The following is a 16,281-nucleotide window of genomic DNA, read 5'->3' as shown; positions in this document are numbered from 1 at the left end:
GGGACCTGTGCCGGGTCAGGACCTCAGTCCGTGCCGGCGTCGAAGGCCGAGGAGAGGTTGGCGAGGTCGCTGGCCTCGTCCACCTCGGCGTTGGAGTTCGCGATCTCCTCGGCGCCGCCGGCCTCCAGCGAGCCCACGAGCTCCGAAGTCGGACCGGACACGATGCCCATGGCCGCGTACTGCTCGAGGCGGGCACGCGAATCGGCGATGTCGAGATTGCGCATGGTCATCTGGCCGATACGGTCCTCGGGGCCGAAGGCGGAGTCGCCCACACGCTCCATCGACAGCTTCTCCGGGTGGTAGGACAGGTTCGGGCCCTCGGTGTTGACGATCGTGTAGTCGTCACCGCGACGCAGACGCAGGGTGACCTCGCCGGTGATCGCCGAGGCGACCCACCGCTGCATGGACTCGCGCAGCATGAGCGACTGCGGGTCGAGCCAGCGTCCCTCATACATCCGGCGGCCGAGGCGGCGGCCCTCTTCGTGGTAGAGGGCGATGGTGTCCTCGTTGTGGATTGCGTTGAGCAGGCGTTCGTAGGTCACGTGCAACAGTGCCATGCCCGGGGCCTCGTAGATGCCGCGGGACTTCGCCTCGATGATGCGATTCTCGATCTGGTCGGAGACGCCGAGTCCGTGTCGGCCGCCGATCTCGTTGGCCTTGAAGACCAGGGCAACGGGATCGTCGAAGACTTCGCCGTTGATGGCGACTGGGCGGCCGGCTTCGAAGCGGACCGAGACCTCTTCCGACTTGACCTCGACGTCATCGAGCCAGGCGGCGACGCCCATGATCGGTTCGACGATGTCGAGTCCGGCGTCGAGGAACTCCAGGGTCTTCGCCTCGTGGGTGGCGCCCCAGATGTTCGCATCCGTGGAGTAGGCCTTCTCGGCCGAATCGCGGTAGGGGTAGCCGTGTTCGACGAGCCATTCGCTCATCTCCTGTCGGCCGCCGAGCTCGTCGACGAACTCCGAGTCGAGCCAGGGCTTGTAGATGCGCAGCTTCGGGTTGGCCATGAGGCCGTACCGGTAGAACCGCTCGATGTCGTTGCCCTTGTAGGTCGAGCCGTCGCCCCAGATGTCGACGCCGTCCTCCTTCATGGCGCGGACCAGCATGGTCCCGGTGACAGCGCGGCCGAGGGGGGTGGTGTTGAAGTAGGTCTTGCCTCCGGAGCGGACGTTGAACGCACCGCACTGGAGGGCGACGAAGCCTTCTTCGACGAGCAGGCGCTTGGCGTCGACGAAGCGAGCGATCTCGGCACCGTATTCCTTGGCGCGATCGGTCACCGACTCCAGGTCGGGCTCGTCGTACTGGCCGATATCGGCCGTGTATGTGCACGGGATGGCGCCCTTGTGGCGCATCCACGCGACCGCGCAGGAGGTGTCCAGACCGCCGGAGAAGGCGATTCCAACGTGCTCACCGACTGGGAGCGAAGACAGTACTTTCGACATGTCACCAGCGTAACGTGATTGTGCGCCGTCTGTCGAATTGTTATGCATAGGTCCGTATTTTTATGTGCGGGAAGTTGGTGAGGCGATGGAATCTCGCCGAGGCGGCCCCGCCGATTGCTATCGTGAGCGGGTGACGAATCCTCCCGTACCTCAGTTCACCGTCCGCCCTGAGACTTCCGGCGACTTCGACGCGATCCACGCGTTGACCGCAGCTGCATTCGGCCAGGTTGACGAGGCAGAACTCGTCGACGCCCTCCGCGGATCCGGCAATGGGGTCGAGGGCTTGTCGTTCGTCGGAGTGCTCGAAGGTGAGGTCATCGCCCACGCGATGCTCTCCCGCTGCTTCGTCGGCGAGGCCCCAGGCGTCTGCCTGGCGCCCTGTTCCGTATGGCCCGAGCGCCAGCGCACCGGCGCAGGCACTGCGGTGATCGAAGCGCTCCTCGCCGAGGCGGCCCGCCGTGGTGAGGCATTCGCCGTCGTCCTCGGCCACCCCGAGTACTATCCGCGCTTCGGGTTCACCCCAGCCTCAGGCTTCGGCATCACCCTGCACGTCGACGTTCCCGACGAAGCGCTCATGGCGATGCCGCTGGGAGGCGAGGTACCCGCGGGCGCCCTGGCCTTCGCGCCAGAGTTCGGGGTCTGATCCGGGGCCGCGCCCCACCCGCGTGAGTTACTGCTTCGCGCGGTGTGCCCGGATCGCCTCGGCGACGGCGATGGCGTCACCTTCGGGAGCGTCGGACTTCCGATCCGGACGTGCCGTGAACAGATAGATGAATCCGGCGACAAGCACGACGACCAGACCGATGAGCACGATCCAGTCGGCGAAGAACGATCCGGAGTCGCCTGGCAGCGAGAGCAGGACCATCGCGAAGATGCCGTAGGCCAGTGCGGCGAAATTGACGATGATGCCCCAACCGCCCAGCGACCACGGGCCCGCCGGCTTCCACCCGCGCAGCCGCTGCCGCAGCGCCCCGAGGACGACCATCTGGAATGCGAGGTAGATGCCGAGGATCGCGAACGAGGTCACGGCGACGAGGATTCCGTCGTTGAACCAGATGAGCACGCAGATCAGAGCGGGTGCCGTGCAGGCGACGATGAGCGCATTGTGCGGGATCTTCGTCCCGTCGGTGACCTTCGACAGCCACCGGTGTCCGGGCATCATTCCGTCGCGGGCGAAGCTGAAGATCAGCCTCGACGCGGCGGCCTGCAGGCTGAGCACGCAGGAGATGAATGCGAGGACAGCGACGACGAGGAAGATCTTCGCCCCCACCGCACCGAGGCTGCCCTCGAGGATCGCGGGAATCGGGTCAGCGACCTCACCGGAGACGATCTCCTCGAGATTCGGTGCCGCGAGCACGTACCCGCCGAAGGAGAACAGGGCCGAGACCGCTCCGACGAGGATCGTCATGAGCATCGCCTTCGGGATGCCGCGAGCCGGATTCGACACTTCCTCGGCGACGTCACCGCATGCTTCGAATCCGTAGAAGAGGAAGAGCCCGGCGACTGCGGCTCCCATGAAGACGGGCAGGTAGCTGCCGTCGCCGGCGGTGCCCATGGTGTCGAAGAAGACGGAGAAGCTGTGCTTGCGTTCGAAGATGAGCAGGAACAGGCCGAGTCCGATGACGCCGATGAGTTCGGCGAAGAGGCCGATGCGCGCGATGCGGGCCAGCCATTTCGTGCCCGAGAAGTTGATCGCCAAGGCCAGCACCAGCAGCGCCAGGCCGAGGAACAGTGTGGAGTTGCGGCTGAGTTCGAGGCCGAAGAGGCTCGCGAGGAACCCGGCACCGAACTCCGCCACCGAGGTGATCGTGACGATGAGTGCGCAGATGTAGATCCATGCGGCCATCCACGCATATCGCTTGCTCCACAGCCGCCTGGCCCATGGGTAGATTCCGCCGGCGATGGGGAACTGGGAGACGACTTCACCGAACACGAGGGCGACGAGCAGCTGTCCGCAGGCAACGATGACGATCCACCAGATCGAGGGCGGACCACCGGTTGAGAGCGCCACTGCCAGCAGCGAATACACACCGACGAGAGGGGAGAGGTAGGTGAAGCCGAGGGCGAAGTTCGCCCACGGACTCATCGACCGTTCGAAGGAATCTTCGTAGCCGAGGACGGCCAGATGGTCGGAATCGGAGAGGTGGTCGCCGGCCCGGTTGCCGGTGGAGTTGTGAACGCCTGCGGGGTGGTGGGCGTTCGAGGGGAGATCGGACATGGTGATGTTCCTTCATTCGAATCGTCGTTGATTCTGTGCTGTTCGCATCGTATCTCCGATTCTCACCTGCGGAAGCGTTCTCGCCCGCGCGGCTGATTGCTATTTCATCCTCGCGGCGGAGGTGTCGAACAACGACGAGTCATAGCGTGGAATCACAGGCACGGACCACCGCCGAATCGGTGGGCACAGTGCAGGATCGAGGAGGAACCGTGAACACGCAGACGCACAGTCACAACGGATTCGCCGAGGCGACCGGACCGACCGAGCCATCACCTCAACCCACTATCCAACCCCACCGGCCCGGAACGACGGATTCCATGCCCGGTTCTGCCGCCTCGGCGATGGATGGATCGCACACCCCCGCCGAGGATGTCGACGCGAAAGGACGGCCGCTCGCCGTCGTGCCCGCTCGGGTCCCGTGGCTCGAGATCGGAATCTTCACCGTCACCGCATTCGAGCTCGCTTGGCTGGCCTGCCTGCCGCTGTGGTTCTCCGCGGAGGGGATCGGCGATCCCGTTCTGCTTCTGGCCTGCGGCAGCGCCATGATGTTCACTCCGCTCATCGCGAGCATCATTGCCTCCATCGTCCAGCGCCGCCGCGCCCGTGCCAGGGGAGAGGTCCTGGCCAGTGCTCCGCGCTACTTCGGCTTCTGGCCGCTGCGCAGCTTCGGCCGAGTCATCGGGATGACCATCGCCGCCTTCTTCGGGATCATGGTGCTCGTCGTCCTCGGCTACCTGGTCAGCGCGGCCTTCGGATGGCTCGCCCTCGACCTCGACGGGTTGTCCGGGTTCACGGCGCAGCTGGAGACGATTCCCGGCACGGACTCATTGCCGACTGCCGCCGCCATCGCCATTTACCTGCTGCTCATGTTCGTCAGCTCGGTGGCCAATGTCGGTGTCACGATCGGCGAGGAATTCGGCTGGCGAGGATGGCTGCTCACCAGTCTTCGTCCCCTGGGCACCTGGCCTGCACTGCTCATCATCGGCGTCGTCTGGGGGCTGTGGCACTCACCGCTGATCCTGCTCGGCTACAACTTCGGCCGCCCCGACATCGCCGGTGTGGGTTTCATGGTCGGCGGCTGCATCATGGTCGGCGTCCTCTTCGGTTGGCTGCGCCTGCGCACCGGATCCGTCTGGCCGGCCGTATTCGCCCATGCCGCACTCAACGGCTGCGGGGCCATGTTGTTGGGCCTGTTCGTCGATGCAGGTGCGCCGACTCCGGATCCGGCGCTTGTCGCGTTCCTCGGAGTCGCAGGCTGGATCGTCTCAGCGGTCGTCATCGCAGTGCTCGTCGTCACCGGCCAGTTCCGCAAGCAGCCGGAACTGGGCATCAAAGCGAAGGCCGGCGCCGAATCTTGAGGCTCGGCCCCGGCGTCGGCTAGGCTCAAAACCCGATCAACCGGAATCCCAAACCCACAGGAGCCCCATATGACCTTCGGACCTTCGCTGCTGCAGACCGCCGGACGCGTGTTCACCGCACCGATCTTCATCAGCGGCGGATACTCGGCCGTCACTGATCCGGCAGGCAAAGCAGCGATGGCCGAGTCGACCCTGGACGCCATCCGCGAATACGTGCCCGGGCTGCCCGACGACAACGAGCTGCTCGTGCGCATCAACGGCGGCGTCCAGATCCTCGCCGGCACCACCCTGCTGCTGGGCATCAAGCCGCGCCTCTCGGCACTCGCACTCGCCGGGTCCCTCATCCCGACCACGCTCGCCGGACACTCCTTCTGGGAGATGGAAGGCGGAGAGGCGAAGGCTCACCAGACCCAGTTCTCGAAGAACCTCGCCGCGCTCGGCGGACTGCTGCTCCTCATCGGCGCCGGTGAGAACCAGAAGGCCATCGACAAGGCGGCCGCAAAGGCTGCCAGGAAAGCTGCGAAGAAGGCCGAGAAGCACGCCCTCAAGCAGGCCTGAGGCATGACGCAGCCGTCCGCTGGTGACTCCTCTGAGCAGGAGGCCGCGGGCGGTGTGTCCGCCGATCCGATGTCAGCCGCGATCGCTGACATCATCACCTTCAACGATGTCAAGGATCCCGATCTCTGGACGCGACCGACCACGCCGCCGTCCGTGATCGCCATCGTTGACCACGACCCCGCCTGGACCGATCATTTCGCCGAGGCAGCCCACCGGATCCGTCGGGCCCTGAGCCCGAGCGGTGCGTTCGTCGGCATCGACCACGTCGGGTCCACCTCGGTGCCGGGATTGCCCGCGAAACCGATCATCGACATCGCCCTCGTCGTAGCCGACCCCACGGCCGAAGATGACTATGTCCCCGCGCTCGCCGAAGCGGGATTCGGTCTCACCCTCCGCGAACCTGCGTGGTACGAGCATCGGATGTTCAAGCGGCTCGACCCGGAACCCGGGCAGCCGGGATGCAATCTGCACGTCTTCGGACCCCGGTGCGCGGAAGTGGCACGGATGCGGCTCTTCCGAGATCGGCTGCGGGAGCATGCGGTCGAGCGCGGGGCCTACGAGTCGGTGAAGCGGACATCGGCCGCGGAATCGAACGCGGTCGGGGAGACGGTCATGGGCTACAACGCCCGCAAGCAGGCCGTCGTCCGCGAGATCTACCACCGCATCTTCGAAGCCCGAGGCTGGGTCTGACCCACTCCACTGATGCACCAGTTCCGATGGATCTGATCCACTCCACATACACTCCCGTCCCGAAGCGTCTGATCCGCTGATTCACACTCCCGTCGCCGTTTGCTTAGGGTAGGCTAAGCAAAGACTTGCGAACGAGGGGTGGAGCGAATGGTCAACTGGCAACGCGGCGTGATGCGGCTGATGCGCATCACGAATCACGAAGTGGTCGTCACCGGGGTCACGGACTTCACCCCGACCTACCGTCGGATCCACTTCTCCGGTGCCGAACTGCTGGCCCAACTCGATGAGGTCTTCCCGACTCTGTGGACCCGGCTGTGGTTCCCGCACCCGGAGAAGGGCGAAGGCCACCTGAGTCAGCGCGGCTACACGTTCTCGGCCATCGATCTTGAGGCCGGGACATTCAGCCTCGACTTCGTCCTCCACGGTGACCTCGGGGAAGCCGATTCGGGCGGCCCGGCAAACCAGGCAATTCCGGCGGGCCCGGCAGTTTCTGCGGGTCAGTCAGGCCCGGCGGGCTCGACAAGCCCGATTGAGGCGGAATCCACGTCCGACATCGGTCCCGCGGCCCGCTGGGCGGCGCATGTCCGCCCAGGTGACACCATCGAAGCCGCCCTCACCCCTGCGCGCCTCGACCTGCCCGACGACACCTCCCACCTCCTCCTCGCGGGGGACCTCACCGCGCTCCCGGCCATCAATTCCTGGTGCGAAGCCGTCCCCGCCGACATTGCCATCACCGTGGCGATCACTGCCGACCTGGCCGAGGTGCCAGGGCTCCCGCAGTCGGCACACCCCAACGCGACGTGGCATTGGGTGAGTCAGGGTGTGAGCGCCGAGGCGGCCCCGCAGCATCGCACGGATCGATCCGTGGCCGATCACCTGCGCGGACTCGACCTCGATAGCGCCGGACTGTACGTCTGGGCGGCGGGGGAGAGGAGCATGGTCAAAGAGGTCCGTCGCTTCGCCAAGGGCGATCTGGGGCTGGGGCGTTCGCAGCAGTTCTCCCAGTTCTACTGGTTCGCCGACAAACCCACCGGCTGAGCCGCGCCGACACGAATCGCTCGACCCTCCGATTCGCCACAGCACTGGATTTCCGTCCCCATTCGCCACATCTCTGGAATTCCACGCAGAAACGCCTATGCTCAAGGCATGGCCAAGGCACTCCTCATCGTCGATGTCCAGAATGACTTCACCGAAGGCGGCGCGCTCGGCGTGACCGGCGGTGACGCCGTCGCCGAAGGCATCAGCGCTCACCTCACGGCACATGCTGGGGACTACGATGCCATCATCGCTTCCCGTGACTGGCACGATGCCGACAATGACAACGGCGGCCACTTCAGTGACTCCCCGGACTTCGTCGATTCCTGGCCCGTCCACTGCGTCGCAGGCACCGACGGCGCAGCTTTCGATCCTCTCCTCGACACCGCGGCCATCACCCATGAAGTCCGCAAGGGCCGAGGTAAACCCGACTATTCGGCTTTCCAGGGGATCACGGACACGGGGAGCCGCCTCGGCGAGCTTCTTGGCGATCTCACCATCACCGAGGTGGACGTCGTCGGCATCGCCACCGACCACTGCGTACGCGCCTCCGCACTCGACGCGCTGAGCGCGGGGCTGAGCGTTCGCGTGCTCACCGACCTCGTCGCGGGCGTCGGAGGCGAGTCGAGCAGAGCCGCCCTCTCGGAGGTCAAGAAGGCGGGCGCTGAGCTCGTCTGAGTCGCCGACTCTCCGCGGAACCTCCACCCTCAGAAAACCTATCGCCCCAGTTCAGCGCGTTTTCTCCATCGAAAGTTGCAGATCGAATCCGAACTCACAGGCGATGTGTGTGACTCCATAGATTGATGGACTGGAGTCATGAACTCACCACTGGCGAAAACCGCACATACGCTGACATCGAAGCGCGGTTCGTGGCTCGTCCTCGGCGGGATCGTCGTCCTCGTCGCCCTGCTCTTCGGACTCCTGTCCGGGGCAGGAGAAGACCGGCCCAACGAAACCGCACCGGCCGATTCCGAATCGACTCAGGCACAGAAGATCCTCGACAAATTCCCCGAGGCGGACAAACAGTCCGTCATGGTCGTGGCCTCGAACGAGGACGGATCCGAACTCTCCGCCGACGACCAGGCCGAGCTGAAGAAGCTCGGCTCCTCGCTGGGTGACTCCGTCGGCGACGAATCCACCGAGACCGTCACCGGACCGATCCTCAGCGACGACAAACAGGCCGCGCTGCTCATGGTGCCCATCACGGTCGGCCTGACGAACTCCGACACCGCCGAGACCGTCGACGACCTGCGCACCGCCATCGCCGACGACCCGACCGCTTCAGGACTGACCGATGAGGGCATGTCCCTGCTGGTCACCGGCGGTCCCGCGATCGGCGCCGACATCGCCTCGGCATTCAACGGCGCGGACTTCACGCTGCTCATCGTCACCATCGTCATCGTCGCCCTCCTGCTCATCATCACCTACCGCTCACCGATCCTGTGGCTGCTGCCTCTCATCGTCATCGGCACCGCCGACGGACTCGCCTCGACCGTGACCGCGGCCGTCGGCGACTGGCTCGACCTGCAGTTCGACGCGGGTATCATCAGCGTCCTCGTCTTCGGCGCCGGAGCGAACTACGCGCTGCTGTTCATCTCCCGCTACCGCGAGGAGCTGCGCCGCTTCACCGACCACCGCCGCGCGCTCGCTGACGCCTGGACGCACACCGCCACGACGATCCTCGCCTCGAACCTCACCGTCGTGCTGTCCCTGCTCAGCCTCGTCTTCGCGATCATCCCCGGCACCCGCGGCCTGGGCATCACCGCGGCCGTCGGCCTGCTCATCTCCGCAGCCGCCGTCCTCTTCGCCCTGCCGCCCGTGCTCGCGATCTGCGGCAAGAAGATGTTCTGGCCCTTCATCCCGAAGGCCGAGGAGAGCACGGATGAAGAGCTCACCCCCGCTGAGGCAGCCGCCGCCGGCCGTGCCATCGCACCTGAGGGTGCGACCGCACGTGCGGGTGCGGCCAAGACCTCGATCTGGCGGACCATCGCCACCCGCGTGGTCCGCAGGCCGGGGCTCCACCTCGGTGCTGGGATCGTCATCCTCGGTGTCATGGCCACCGGGTTCATCGGATCCTCGATCGGTCTCGACCAGACCGAGAAGTTCCGGGTCCAGTCCGAATCCGCGCAGGGACTCGATGTCCTGGCCGACCACTTCCCGCCCGGGGAATCCCAGCCGATCTGGATCGTCGCCGATACCGACCATGCCGATGAGGTCGCCGATTCGGTCAACGATATGAACGGCGTCGTGCGCGCCTCGGCGATCGAGGACACGAACATCGACGGCACCTCGGTCACGAAGATCATGGTGACCGGCGAGTATGCACCCGACAGCACGAAGGGACTCGACCTCGTTGAGGACATCCGCGGCGACGTCCACGCCATCGACGGAGCCGACGCTCAGGTCGGTGGTGCAGCGGCCACGGAGCTCGACGCCCGTGACGGCAATCAGAAAGACTTCATGACCATTGTTCCGATGGTGTTGGCGATCAGCTTCATCATCCTGCTCGTCATCCTCCGTGCACCCATCGCGGCGTTCACCCTGCTGCTGGTCAACGTGGTCTCCTCCGCGGCGGCCATCGGGCTCGGCGCGTTCCTGTCACGGACGATCTTCGGTCAGTCCGCATTCGATTCGCAGGTGCCGATCCTCGCGTTCCTCTTCCTCGTGGCACTCGGCATCGACTACTCGATCTTCCTCGCCCACCGTGCGAAGAAGGAATCTGTCCTCCACGGCGGACGCCAGGGCATGGTCGAGGCAGTCGCCCACACCGGCGGCGTCATCACGAGCGCCGGCATCGTCCTGGCCGGAGTGTTCGCGGCGCTGGGCATGCTGCCGCTGATGGTGCTCGGCCAGCTCGGCCTCATCGTCGGAGTCGGCGTACTGGTCGACACGATCATCGTCCGCACCATCATCGTCCCCTCGATCTTCGGACTCGTGGGCGACAAGATGTGGTGGCCCAACAAGGCGATCACGCACTTCCACGAGCGTGCGGCATCCGGTGCGGCTGACGGTGACGAACACTCCACCCATCTGCTCGCCGAGAAGGAATTCGCGGACTCCGGTTCCGGGATTCACCACGGCAAGCACTGAACCGTCACGCTGGGTGGGCCCGGGCGACGACGCAGATCGTCGCCCGGGCCCGCTCGGTTTCCGCACCGGACGGCTCAGATGTCATACCACCGGGGGTCGGGATGTGATTGAGTTGGCAGGGAGAACATGACAGCACAGGATCACCGCTTCGGCAGTTTCATCGCCGAGGCCGATCTGCAGGAAGGTGGCAGCGTGGGCGCACGCAAATGGACGGAACGCACGATGGAGTTCGGTCAGCACGCCATCGCTCTCGTCCTCATGCTCATCTCCTGCATCCGCGCGGTCTCTGCCGGTGCACCGATGCTCGCTGCCGTAGCCGTGAGCGTCGTCTTCCTCGCTTGGTACGCCCTCGGCGCCGTCCGCGCAGCGCGCTCCGGCGCACTGGTCCTCGCGAAATGGTGGCTCATCGTCCTCGCAGCCGCCTGGCTGTGCACCCTGCTCGTCTCCGCCGAGTTCATCTGGGTCGCCTTCCTCCTCTGGCTGCTCGCAGGCCACCTCTTCTCCCTGCGCATCGCCGTCGTCTTCACCGCACTCACCTACATCGCGACAATCGTCGCCCCACTCGCGCACTACGGGCAGGTGCCGACCCCGAGCATCATCGGCTCCCTCATCGGTGCCGTGTTCGCTCTCGGGCTGTCCCGCGGTTATATCGAACTCCTGCGCGAGGGCCGCCGCCGCGAGGAACTGCTGCGCTCGCTTGAGCTCGCCCACCAGAACCTGCTCGACCTCCAGGACGAGCTCGCTCTCACCCAGCGCCACGCAGGCGAGATCCAGGAGCGGACCCGCGTCTCCCGCGACATCCACGACACGATCGCGCAGTCGATCTCGTCGATCCGCCTCATCGCCCACGCCGAGGCGGAGCGCACCACCGATGATCACGCCGGGCAGGTGCTCGCCCAGGTCGAGGAGCTCGCCGCGCAGAGCTCCCGCGACGTCCGCCGCATCATCGCTGCGCTCGCCCCGGCCGAACTTGAGGACGGGGCGCTGACCGCGGCGATCCGGCGCCTGCTCGCCCGCCTCGAGGAGGACAGTGCTATCAGGGGCCGGCTCGACGTCGATGAGACCCTGCCGACCCTGTCCGCCGAGGTGGAGGTGGCGCTGCTGCGGACCGCTCAGTCCGCACTCGCCAATGTTCGGCAGCATTCGCAGGCCACGCGTGTGATGGTCAGCCTCATGGACCTCGACGGGGCGATCAGGATGGACATCGTCGACGACGGGGTCGGCATGGCCGATCCGCACAATCGGCAGCGGAACCCCGATTCGGGATTCGGTCTCGACTTCATCGGCTCCAGGATGCGCGAACTCGGCGGTGAACTCGTCATCGAATCGAGTCAGGGATCCGGCTTCGCCATCTCCGCGACGCTGCCGAGCCAGTCCCAGCTGCACACCCGGGGTGAGGGCCTCAGCACTGCTGACGAGGGAGACGGCACACGCGAGAACACCGACACAGGAGAGAACGCATGAGCATTCGAGTCATCCTCGTCGACGACCACCCGGTCGTGCGGGCGGGCCTGAAGTCAGTCATCGACGCTCCGGACCACATCGCCGTCGTCGGTGAGGCCGGCAGTGGTGAGGAGGCGCTGACTGTCGTCGACGAACTCGACCCCGACGTCGTCCTCTGCGATCTGCGGCTGGGGGAGGGGATCGACGGCATCGAGGTGACGAAGCGGCTGCGCGCAAAGGCGAATCCGCCGGCGGTGCTCATCCTCACCACCTTCGACCTCGACTCGGAGATCATCGCCGCGATCAACGCCGGGGCCTCGGGCTACCTGCTCAAGGACATCGACCCGGGGGACATCTCGACGGCGATCGAGAAAGCGGCGAAGGGGGAGACCTATATGCCTCCGGAGATCTCGTCGAAGGTCTTCGCCGCGATGCGCAACCCCAGCCCGAAGCTCACCCGGCGTGAACGCGACGTCGTCAAACTTCTGGCCACAGGGGCCTCGAATGCGCAGATCGCACAGGAGCTCTTCGTCACCGAGGCGACGGTGAAGAGCCACCTCGTCAATGTATTCACGAAGCTCGGGGTGGACTCGCGGGCCCGCGCCATCCGAGTCGCCGAGGACCAGGGGCTGGTTTAGCGGCCGCGCTTCTCGCAGTCTCCGCCGAAAAACGGGCTGAGCGTCGAGAAACGCATGTGCACCCCCGTTTCTCGACACGCAGCCCGTTTTTCGGCGAGTGCGCGGTTCTATGCTCACCACACCCGAAGTGCCAATGTGAATGCCGCCGCATATGATCAAGCTATGCACAGGGGTATGAGCAGGAGAAACGCATTATGAAGCGGATGTGGGCGGCGGTTGTGGCGGCAGGTTTAGTGGCGCTGAGCGGCTGCAGCATCGGCGGCGAACCAGAGGGAAAACCATCGCCGACGACGACCCCGACCTTGGCCGAACCGGTCGAGCTCGATTACTTCGCCACACTGACCGTCGACGATGGTGCGGGGCATGCGCTCGTCACCGACTGGGTCGAAGAGAAGCTGCGGGCGATCGATTCCACCGGAGAAGAGCTGTGGAGCATCGACGCCTACATCAATGACGAAGGCGGAGGCTCAGAAGCCTATTCCGCGGGAGACCTGGTGATCGTCAACGACTACTCGGGAACGGTCACTGCCTACACCTGGGAAGACGGCGAGGAAGCCTGGTCATTCGACATTCCCGGCCCCGACGATGCGTGTCATGAACAGATGGCGTTCGGCTCCCGGTCGACAGGGCTCGGCAACCGCCTCGGCGAAGATGACCTGCTCCTGCTCGAATACAGCGGCATGCGAATGGACGGGCACTGCACACCTACCTCCGAAGCCGGCAATGCGGTGTTGTTCGCCCTTGACCCATCGACAGGGGCTGAAGCCTGGCCGTCGCTGTCGATCGATGATGACGGTCGGACCTTCGGCGGCTCCCTGATTCACCTCGCGCCGGACCGCAAGAACGCAGTCATGTCATGGCAGTCCGGGGAGGACTCCATGGTCACACGGATCTCATTGGACACCGGGCGCCATGCCACTGTTCCCATCACCAAAGCTCGAGCGATCGACGACTCCGGAGTCGAGCACTTCGACGTCTTTCCGACAAGCGATGAGACCACGCTGACCTACCTCTTCGGAGCCGAGGACCCCGATGACCCGATGAGCCAGGCGTTCAGCAGAGCAGCTGAGCTGACCCTTCCTGCTGGACTCAAAGAGACCGACAGCGCGACATTGGCCGCCGACTCCGGCCCTAACGCCGCGACGATGGAGGACACGACCGATCCGATGTGTTCGACCGACTTCACCTTTACGCCGGAAGGCCGGGCCGCGTGTCTGCAGCTGCAGCTGTTCGCTTCGGCGGTCAAATATCAGGGCTCGGACGGGTCGCCGGAAGGATGGTTCGCGGATGCACCGGAGATGGCTTTCGATACCGTGCTGTACTCGGGGGCTCCCAGAACAGTGCCTTTCGACAGCCGAGGGAAGGCTGCGGTACTCGCGCCGGGTCCCGACGGAGGCGTCGTCGCCATCGATGCAGCGACCGGGAAGACGACGTGGAATGCTGGCGACTACAGATCGACGACTCCGTGGGGCGGCGAGGGAGTATTGCCCGACGTCGGGCTGGTCGTGCTCACTGACAATAAGAAGACGAGCTTCTACGACTCGGATACCGGCAGACTCGTCGAAGAGCACAAGGCCGACCAATACGATGAGCTGACCTCCGGCTACAGCACCATTCTCGTCGCCGGTGAGAAATCGACGACGATGTGGGCTGTGGTCGACACGTGAAACGCCGAACCGCCGTTGCGGGCCGAGGCGGCGCCAGTGAGTCGGAAGCCGAGCGCGCCGCATCGGCACTGTGACCAACTGTCAGATGAATAACTGATAGGTAATCACCATTACCGTCACTCCAGGTGAGAGACGCAGGCGATCGGGACGGAGAACGCCGCATCGCCCCAATCGGCTCTTCTCGACTACGGAGTTTCACCTCGTGCCGGTAGTCTGTTCCCTGCACATCGGGACAGCCGCGCGCATGCGCAGCGCGGTCCAGGTCGAGACAGTGGAGGTGACATGGCAGGCGAAGACGAGACGTTTCCGCCCCGCCCGGTGACCCCGCCGAACCGACGAATCGGTGCATTGTCCGGCAATACCAAGGGCATCGGCACATCCACAGACACCGCCACCGAGGCGGCTCCCGGTCGATCTGCGGACGCGGACTCCCAGCAGCCCTCGGTTTCCGCGGACCCTGCAACCGTGCAGTCCGGAGTCGATGATGTCGACGCCTCGGCGTTGGACATCACCCTGCCGCACGTCGGGGAACTCACCTCTGCCAGTGAAGACGCGATCGTCGACCCATCGGAAGCGGTGCTCGAGAGCATCGACCTCGACACCTGGAAATGGCCCGAGTTCTTCGCCTTCGCGCTCACCCGAATGCAGGAGATCTTCCCGACCGGCGGCATCCCGCGCGGCATCGGGCCGGTGCGCGAATACGTCACCGAAGACAACGACTTCCGGTCCTTGACGATCGACCGCGAGAAATGGCCGGCCGCCGACGAGGACTGGACCACCGTCGGCGACGTGCTGGCCAACACCCACACCGACGCCTGGCTCGTCACACGCAACGGAGTGGCGCTGGCCGAGGAATACGCCTGGCCGATGAAGCCCGCCCGCCAGCACATGCTCTTCTCCGTGAGCAAGTCCATCGTCGCCACCGTTATCGGTGCGCTCGCCGACGCCGGACTGCTGCGCCCCACCGACCTTGTCACCACGCATGTGCCCGCATTGGCCAAGAGCGGCTACGCGGGAGCCACCATTCGCGATCTGCTCGATATGCGCTCGGGCATCAAGTTCTCCGAGGAATACCTCGAGGAGGGCTCTGAGATCCGAGCCCTGTTCGAAGCCGTCGATTTCGCGCCTCGATCGGCCGCCTCGGCGAAGGGGATCAAGAACTTCCTCACCGGGCTGACCAGCGACCGCGAACACGGCTCTGCCTTCGTCTACCGCAGCTGCGAAACCGATGTGCTCGCCTGGATCGCCGAGGCGGTCACCGGCCAGCCGTTCTCCATCGTCGCCAGCGAATACGTGTGGTCGCGGATCGGCGCCGCCCACGCCGCCCAGGTCTGCCAGGACCGGTGGGGCGGATCGATCGCCGACGGTGCCATCAGCGCCACCCTGCGCGACCTCGCCCGCTTCGGTGAGATGATCGCCCGAGGCGGCACCACTGACAACGGCGAACGCGTGCTCTCGGCGGAATGGGTCGAAGACATCTTCACTGGCGCCGAGGACTCCGCTGAGGTCTTCGCCGCGTCTCCGTCCGGACGCTCCTACCCGGGCGGAATGTACCGCAGCCAGTTCTGGATGCCCTCGGCCGACCGCAACGTCGTCATCGGCATCGGCATCCACGGCCAGATGCTCTACATCGACCGCGCCACTCAGACCGTCGGCATCAAGCTCTCGAGCGACCCAGAACCGGTGAGCCTCGCGGCCCAGCACGGCACTCTGGCAATGTTCGAGGCCATCGCCGAGGCGGTCCCGACCGCTGGTCAGACGCCTGCAAGCCCTGCACTCACCGAGGCGGCTCCCCGGAACTCTGTACCGGGCACCGCGCCTGCAGTGCCGAGCGCAGCTGCTCCCGCCGACCCGAGTATCGGCAGCCCCGAGGCGGCGAGTGCCGAGGCTCTGGCTGCGGATTCGATTCCGGTGGCTGCGTCACCAGCCGAAGCGGTGCAGGCGGCTGCGGAATCCGTCGGATCAGTCCCTGCACAGACCTTGCCCGCCCCGGCGGAAGATGCCCCCGTAGCGCCGGCTCCCGTAGAACCACCCCTGTCGGGAGCGCCGACTGCCCCTCTCATCGGGCACAACACTCTGTACTGAGGCCAAGCGCGTCATCTTCTGGCGAAACCCGTGCGGTCGAAGAGCGAGATCGGT

Annotated in this window: 13 protein-coding genes; 11 read left to right on the top strand and 2 right to left on the bottom strand. The window is 65.5% G+C overall.

Annotation, left to right across the window (positions count from 1 at the left end; all coding sequences use genetic code 11):
• Nucleotides 1–23 precede the first annotated feature (23 nt).
• Complete coding sequence (argG, locus tag HIM68_RS09525) at nucleotides 24–1,445, bottom strand: argininosuccinate synthase (RefSeq protein ID WP_172171688.1); 1,422 nt, start codon at nucleotides 1,443–1,445, stop codon at nucleotides 24–26.
• Nucleotides 1,446–1,575: 130 nt separating this feature from the next.
• Here argG and HIM68_RS09520 point away from each other — a divergent pair, with 130 nt between their 5' ends.
• Nucleotides 1,576–2,088 carry a GNAT family N-acetyltransferase gene (locus HIM68_RS09520; protein ID WP_367647492.1) on the top strand — a complete coding sequence of 171 codons (513 nt, stop codon included), beginning with the start codon at nucleotides 1,576–1,578 and terminating at the stop codon, nucleotides 2,086–2,088.
• 27 nt (nucleotides 2,089–2,115) lie between these two features.
• Here the strand turns inward: HIM68_RS09520 and HIM68_RS09515 are convergent, their stop codons facing one another.
• Complete coding sequence (locus HIM68_RS09515; RefSeq protein WP_253903876.1) at nucleotides 2,116–3,663, bottom strand: APC family permease; 1,548 nt, start codon at nucleotides 3,661–3,663, stop codon at nucleotides 2,116–2,118.
• Between the two features lie 209 nt (nucleotides 3,664–3,872).
• On the opposite strand from HIM68_RS09515, the gene HIM68_RS09510 reads away from it, so the two are divergent.
• The 10 genes from HIM68_RS09510 to HIM68_RS09465 all read left to right on the top strand — a co-directional run bounded on the left by HIM68_RS09510 (nucleotide 3,873) and on the right by HIM68_RS09465 (nucleotide 16,227).
• Nucleotides 3,873–5,021, top strand: coding sequence for a lysostaphin resistance A-like protein (locus HIM68_RS09510; RefSeq protein WP_367647491.1), 1,149 nt, complete (start codon nucleotides 3,873–3,875; stop codon nucleotides 5,019–5,021).
• Between the two features lie 69 nt (nucleotides 5,022–5,090).
• The gene (locus tag HIM68_RS09505) at nucleotides 5,091–5,579 is read left to right on the top strand and encodes a DoxX family protein (protein WP_172171684.1); all 489 of its coding nucleotides are present in this window, start codon (nucleotides 5,091–5,093) and stop codon (nucleotides 5,577–5,579) included.
• A 3-nt stretch (nucleotides 5,580–5,582) separates the two neighbouring features.
• A complete protein-coding gene (locus tag HIM68_RS09500; RefSeq protein WP_172171682.1) occupies nucleotides 5,583–6,269 on the top strand; it encodes a GrpB family protein in 687 nt (228 codons plus the stop codon).
• Between the two features lie 147 nt (nucleotides 6,270–6,416).
• A complete protein-coding gene (locus HIM68_RS09495) occupies nucleotides 6,417–7,307 on the top strand; it encodes a siderophore-interacting protein (protein ID WP_172171680.1) in 891 nt (296 codons plus the stop codon).
• A 108-nt stretch (nucleotides 7,308–7,415) separates the two neighbouring features.
• The gene (locus tag HIM68_RS09490) at nucleotides 7,416–7,982 is read left to right on the top strand and encodes an isochorismatase family protein (protein ID WP_172171678.1); all 567 of its coding nucleotides are present in this window, start codon (nucleotides 7,416–7,418) and stop codon (nucleotides 7,980–7,982) included.
• Nucleotides 7,983–8,120: 138 nt separating this feature from the next.
• Nucleotides 8,121–10,394: an MMPL family transporter gene (locus HIM68_RS09485; protein ID WP_172171676.1), complete on the top strand. Its 2,274-nt coding sequence runs from the start codon at nucleotides 8,121–8,123 to the stop codon at nucleotides 10,392–10,394.
• Between the two features lie 126 nt (nucleotides 10,395–10,520).
• A complete protein-coding gene (locus HIM68_RS09480; protein WP_253903875.1) occupies nucleotides 10,521–11,858 on the top strand; it encodes a sensor histidine kinase in 1,338 nt (445 codons plus the stop codon).
• Nucleotides 11,855–12,475: a response regulator transcription factor gene (locus HIM68_RS09475; RefSeq protein WP_172171674.1), complete on the top strand. Its 621-nt coding sequence runs from the start codon at nucleotides 11,855–11,857 to the stop codon at nucleotides 12,473–12,475. Before HIM68_RS09480 ends, HIM68_RS09475 begins: the two co-directional genes overlap by 4 nt.
• 194 nt (nucleotides 12,476–12,669) lie before the next feature.
• On the top strand, nucleotides 12,670–14,142 hold the full coding sequence (locus tag HIM68_RS09470; protein WP_172171672.1) for a PQQ-binding-like beta-propeller repeat protein: 1,473 nt from the start codon (nucleotides 12,670–12,672) through the stop codon (nucleotides 14,140–14,142).
• 282 nt (nucleotides 14,143–14,424) lie between these two features.
• Nucleotides 14,425–16,227 (top strand): serine hydrolase, encoded by a 1,803-nt coding sequence (locus HIM68_RS09465; RefSeq protein WP_172171670.1) that lies wholly within the window; start codon nucleotides 14,425–14,427, stop codon nucleotides 16,225–16,227.
• Nucleotides 16,228–16,281 lie beyond the last annotated feature (54 nt).

Source organism: Brevibacterium sp. CT2-23B, assembly GCF_013168765.1.
Classification (GTDB): Bacteria; Actinomycetota; Actinomycetes; order Actinomycetales; family Brevibacteriaceae; genus Brevibacterium; species Brevibacterium sediminis.
The sequence above is the reverse complement of the archived record's forward strand: the minus strand, read 5'-3'. Positions and strand labels throughout refer to the sequence as shown.

Coding starts and splice junctions, on each gene's coding strand:
- HIM68_RS09495 (WP_172171680.1), top strand. CDS start 6,417: ATGGTCAACTGGCAACGCGGCGTGATGCGGCTGATGCGCATCACGAAT.
- HIM68_RS09480 (WP_253903875.1), top strand. CDS start 10,521: ATGACAGCACAGGATCACCGCTTCGGCAGTTTCATCGCCGAGGCCGAT.
- HIM68_RS09470 (WP_172171672.1), top strand. CDS start 12,670: ATGAAGCGGATGTGGGCGGCGGTTGTGGCGGCAGGTTTAGTGGCGCTG.
- HIM68_RS09465 (WP_172171670.1), top strand. CDS start 14,425: ATGGCAGGCGAAGACGAGACGTTTCCGCCCCGCCCGGTGACCCCGCCG.
- argG (WP_172171688.1), bottom strand. CDS start 1,445: ATGTCGAAAGTACTGTCTTCGCTCCCAGTCGGTGAGCACGTTGGAATC.
- HIM68_RS09505 (WP_172171684.1), top strand. CDS start 5,091: ATGACCTTCGGACCTTCGCTGCTGCAGACCGCCGGACGCGTGTTCACC.
- HIM68_RS09500 (WP_172171682.1), top strand. CDS start 5,583: ATGACGCAGCCGTCCGCTGGTGACTCCTCTGAGCAGGAGGCCGCGGGC.
- HIM68_RS09515 (WP_253903876.1), bottom strand. CDS start 3,663: ATGTCCGATCTCCCCTCGAACGCCCACCACCCCGCAGGCGTTCACAAC.
- HIM68_RS09485 (WP_172171676.1), top strand. CDS start 8,121: ATGAACTCACCACTGGCGAAAACCGCACATACGCTGACATCGAAGCGC.
- HIM68_RS09475 (WP_172171674.1), top strand. CDS start 11,855: ATGAGCATTCGAGTCATCCTCGTCGACGACCACCCGGTCGTGCGGGCG.
- HIM68_RS09490 (WP_172171678.1), top strand. CDS start 7,416: ATGGCCAAGGCACTCCTCATCGTCGATGTCCAGAATGACTTCACCGAA.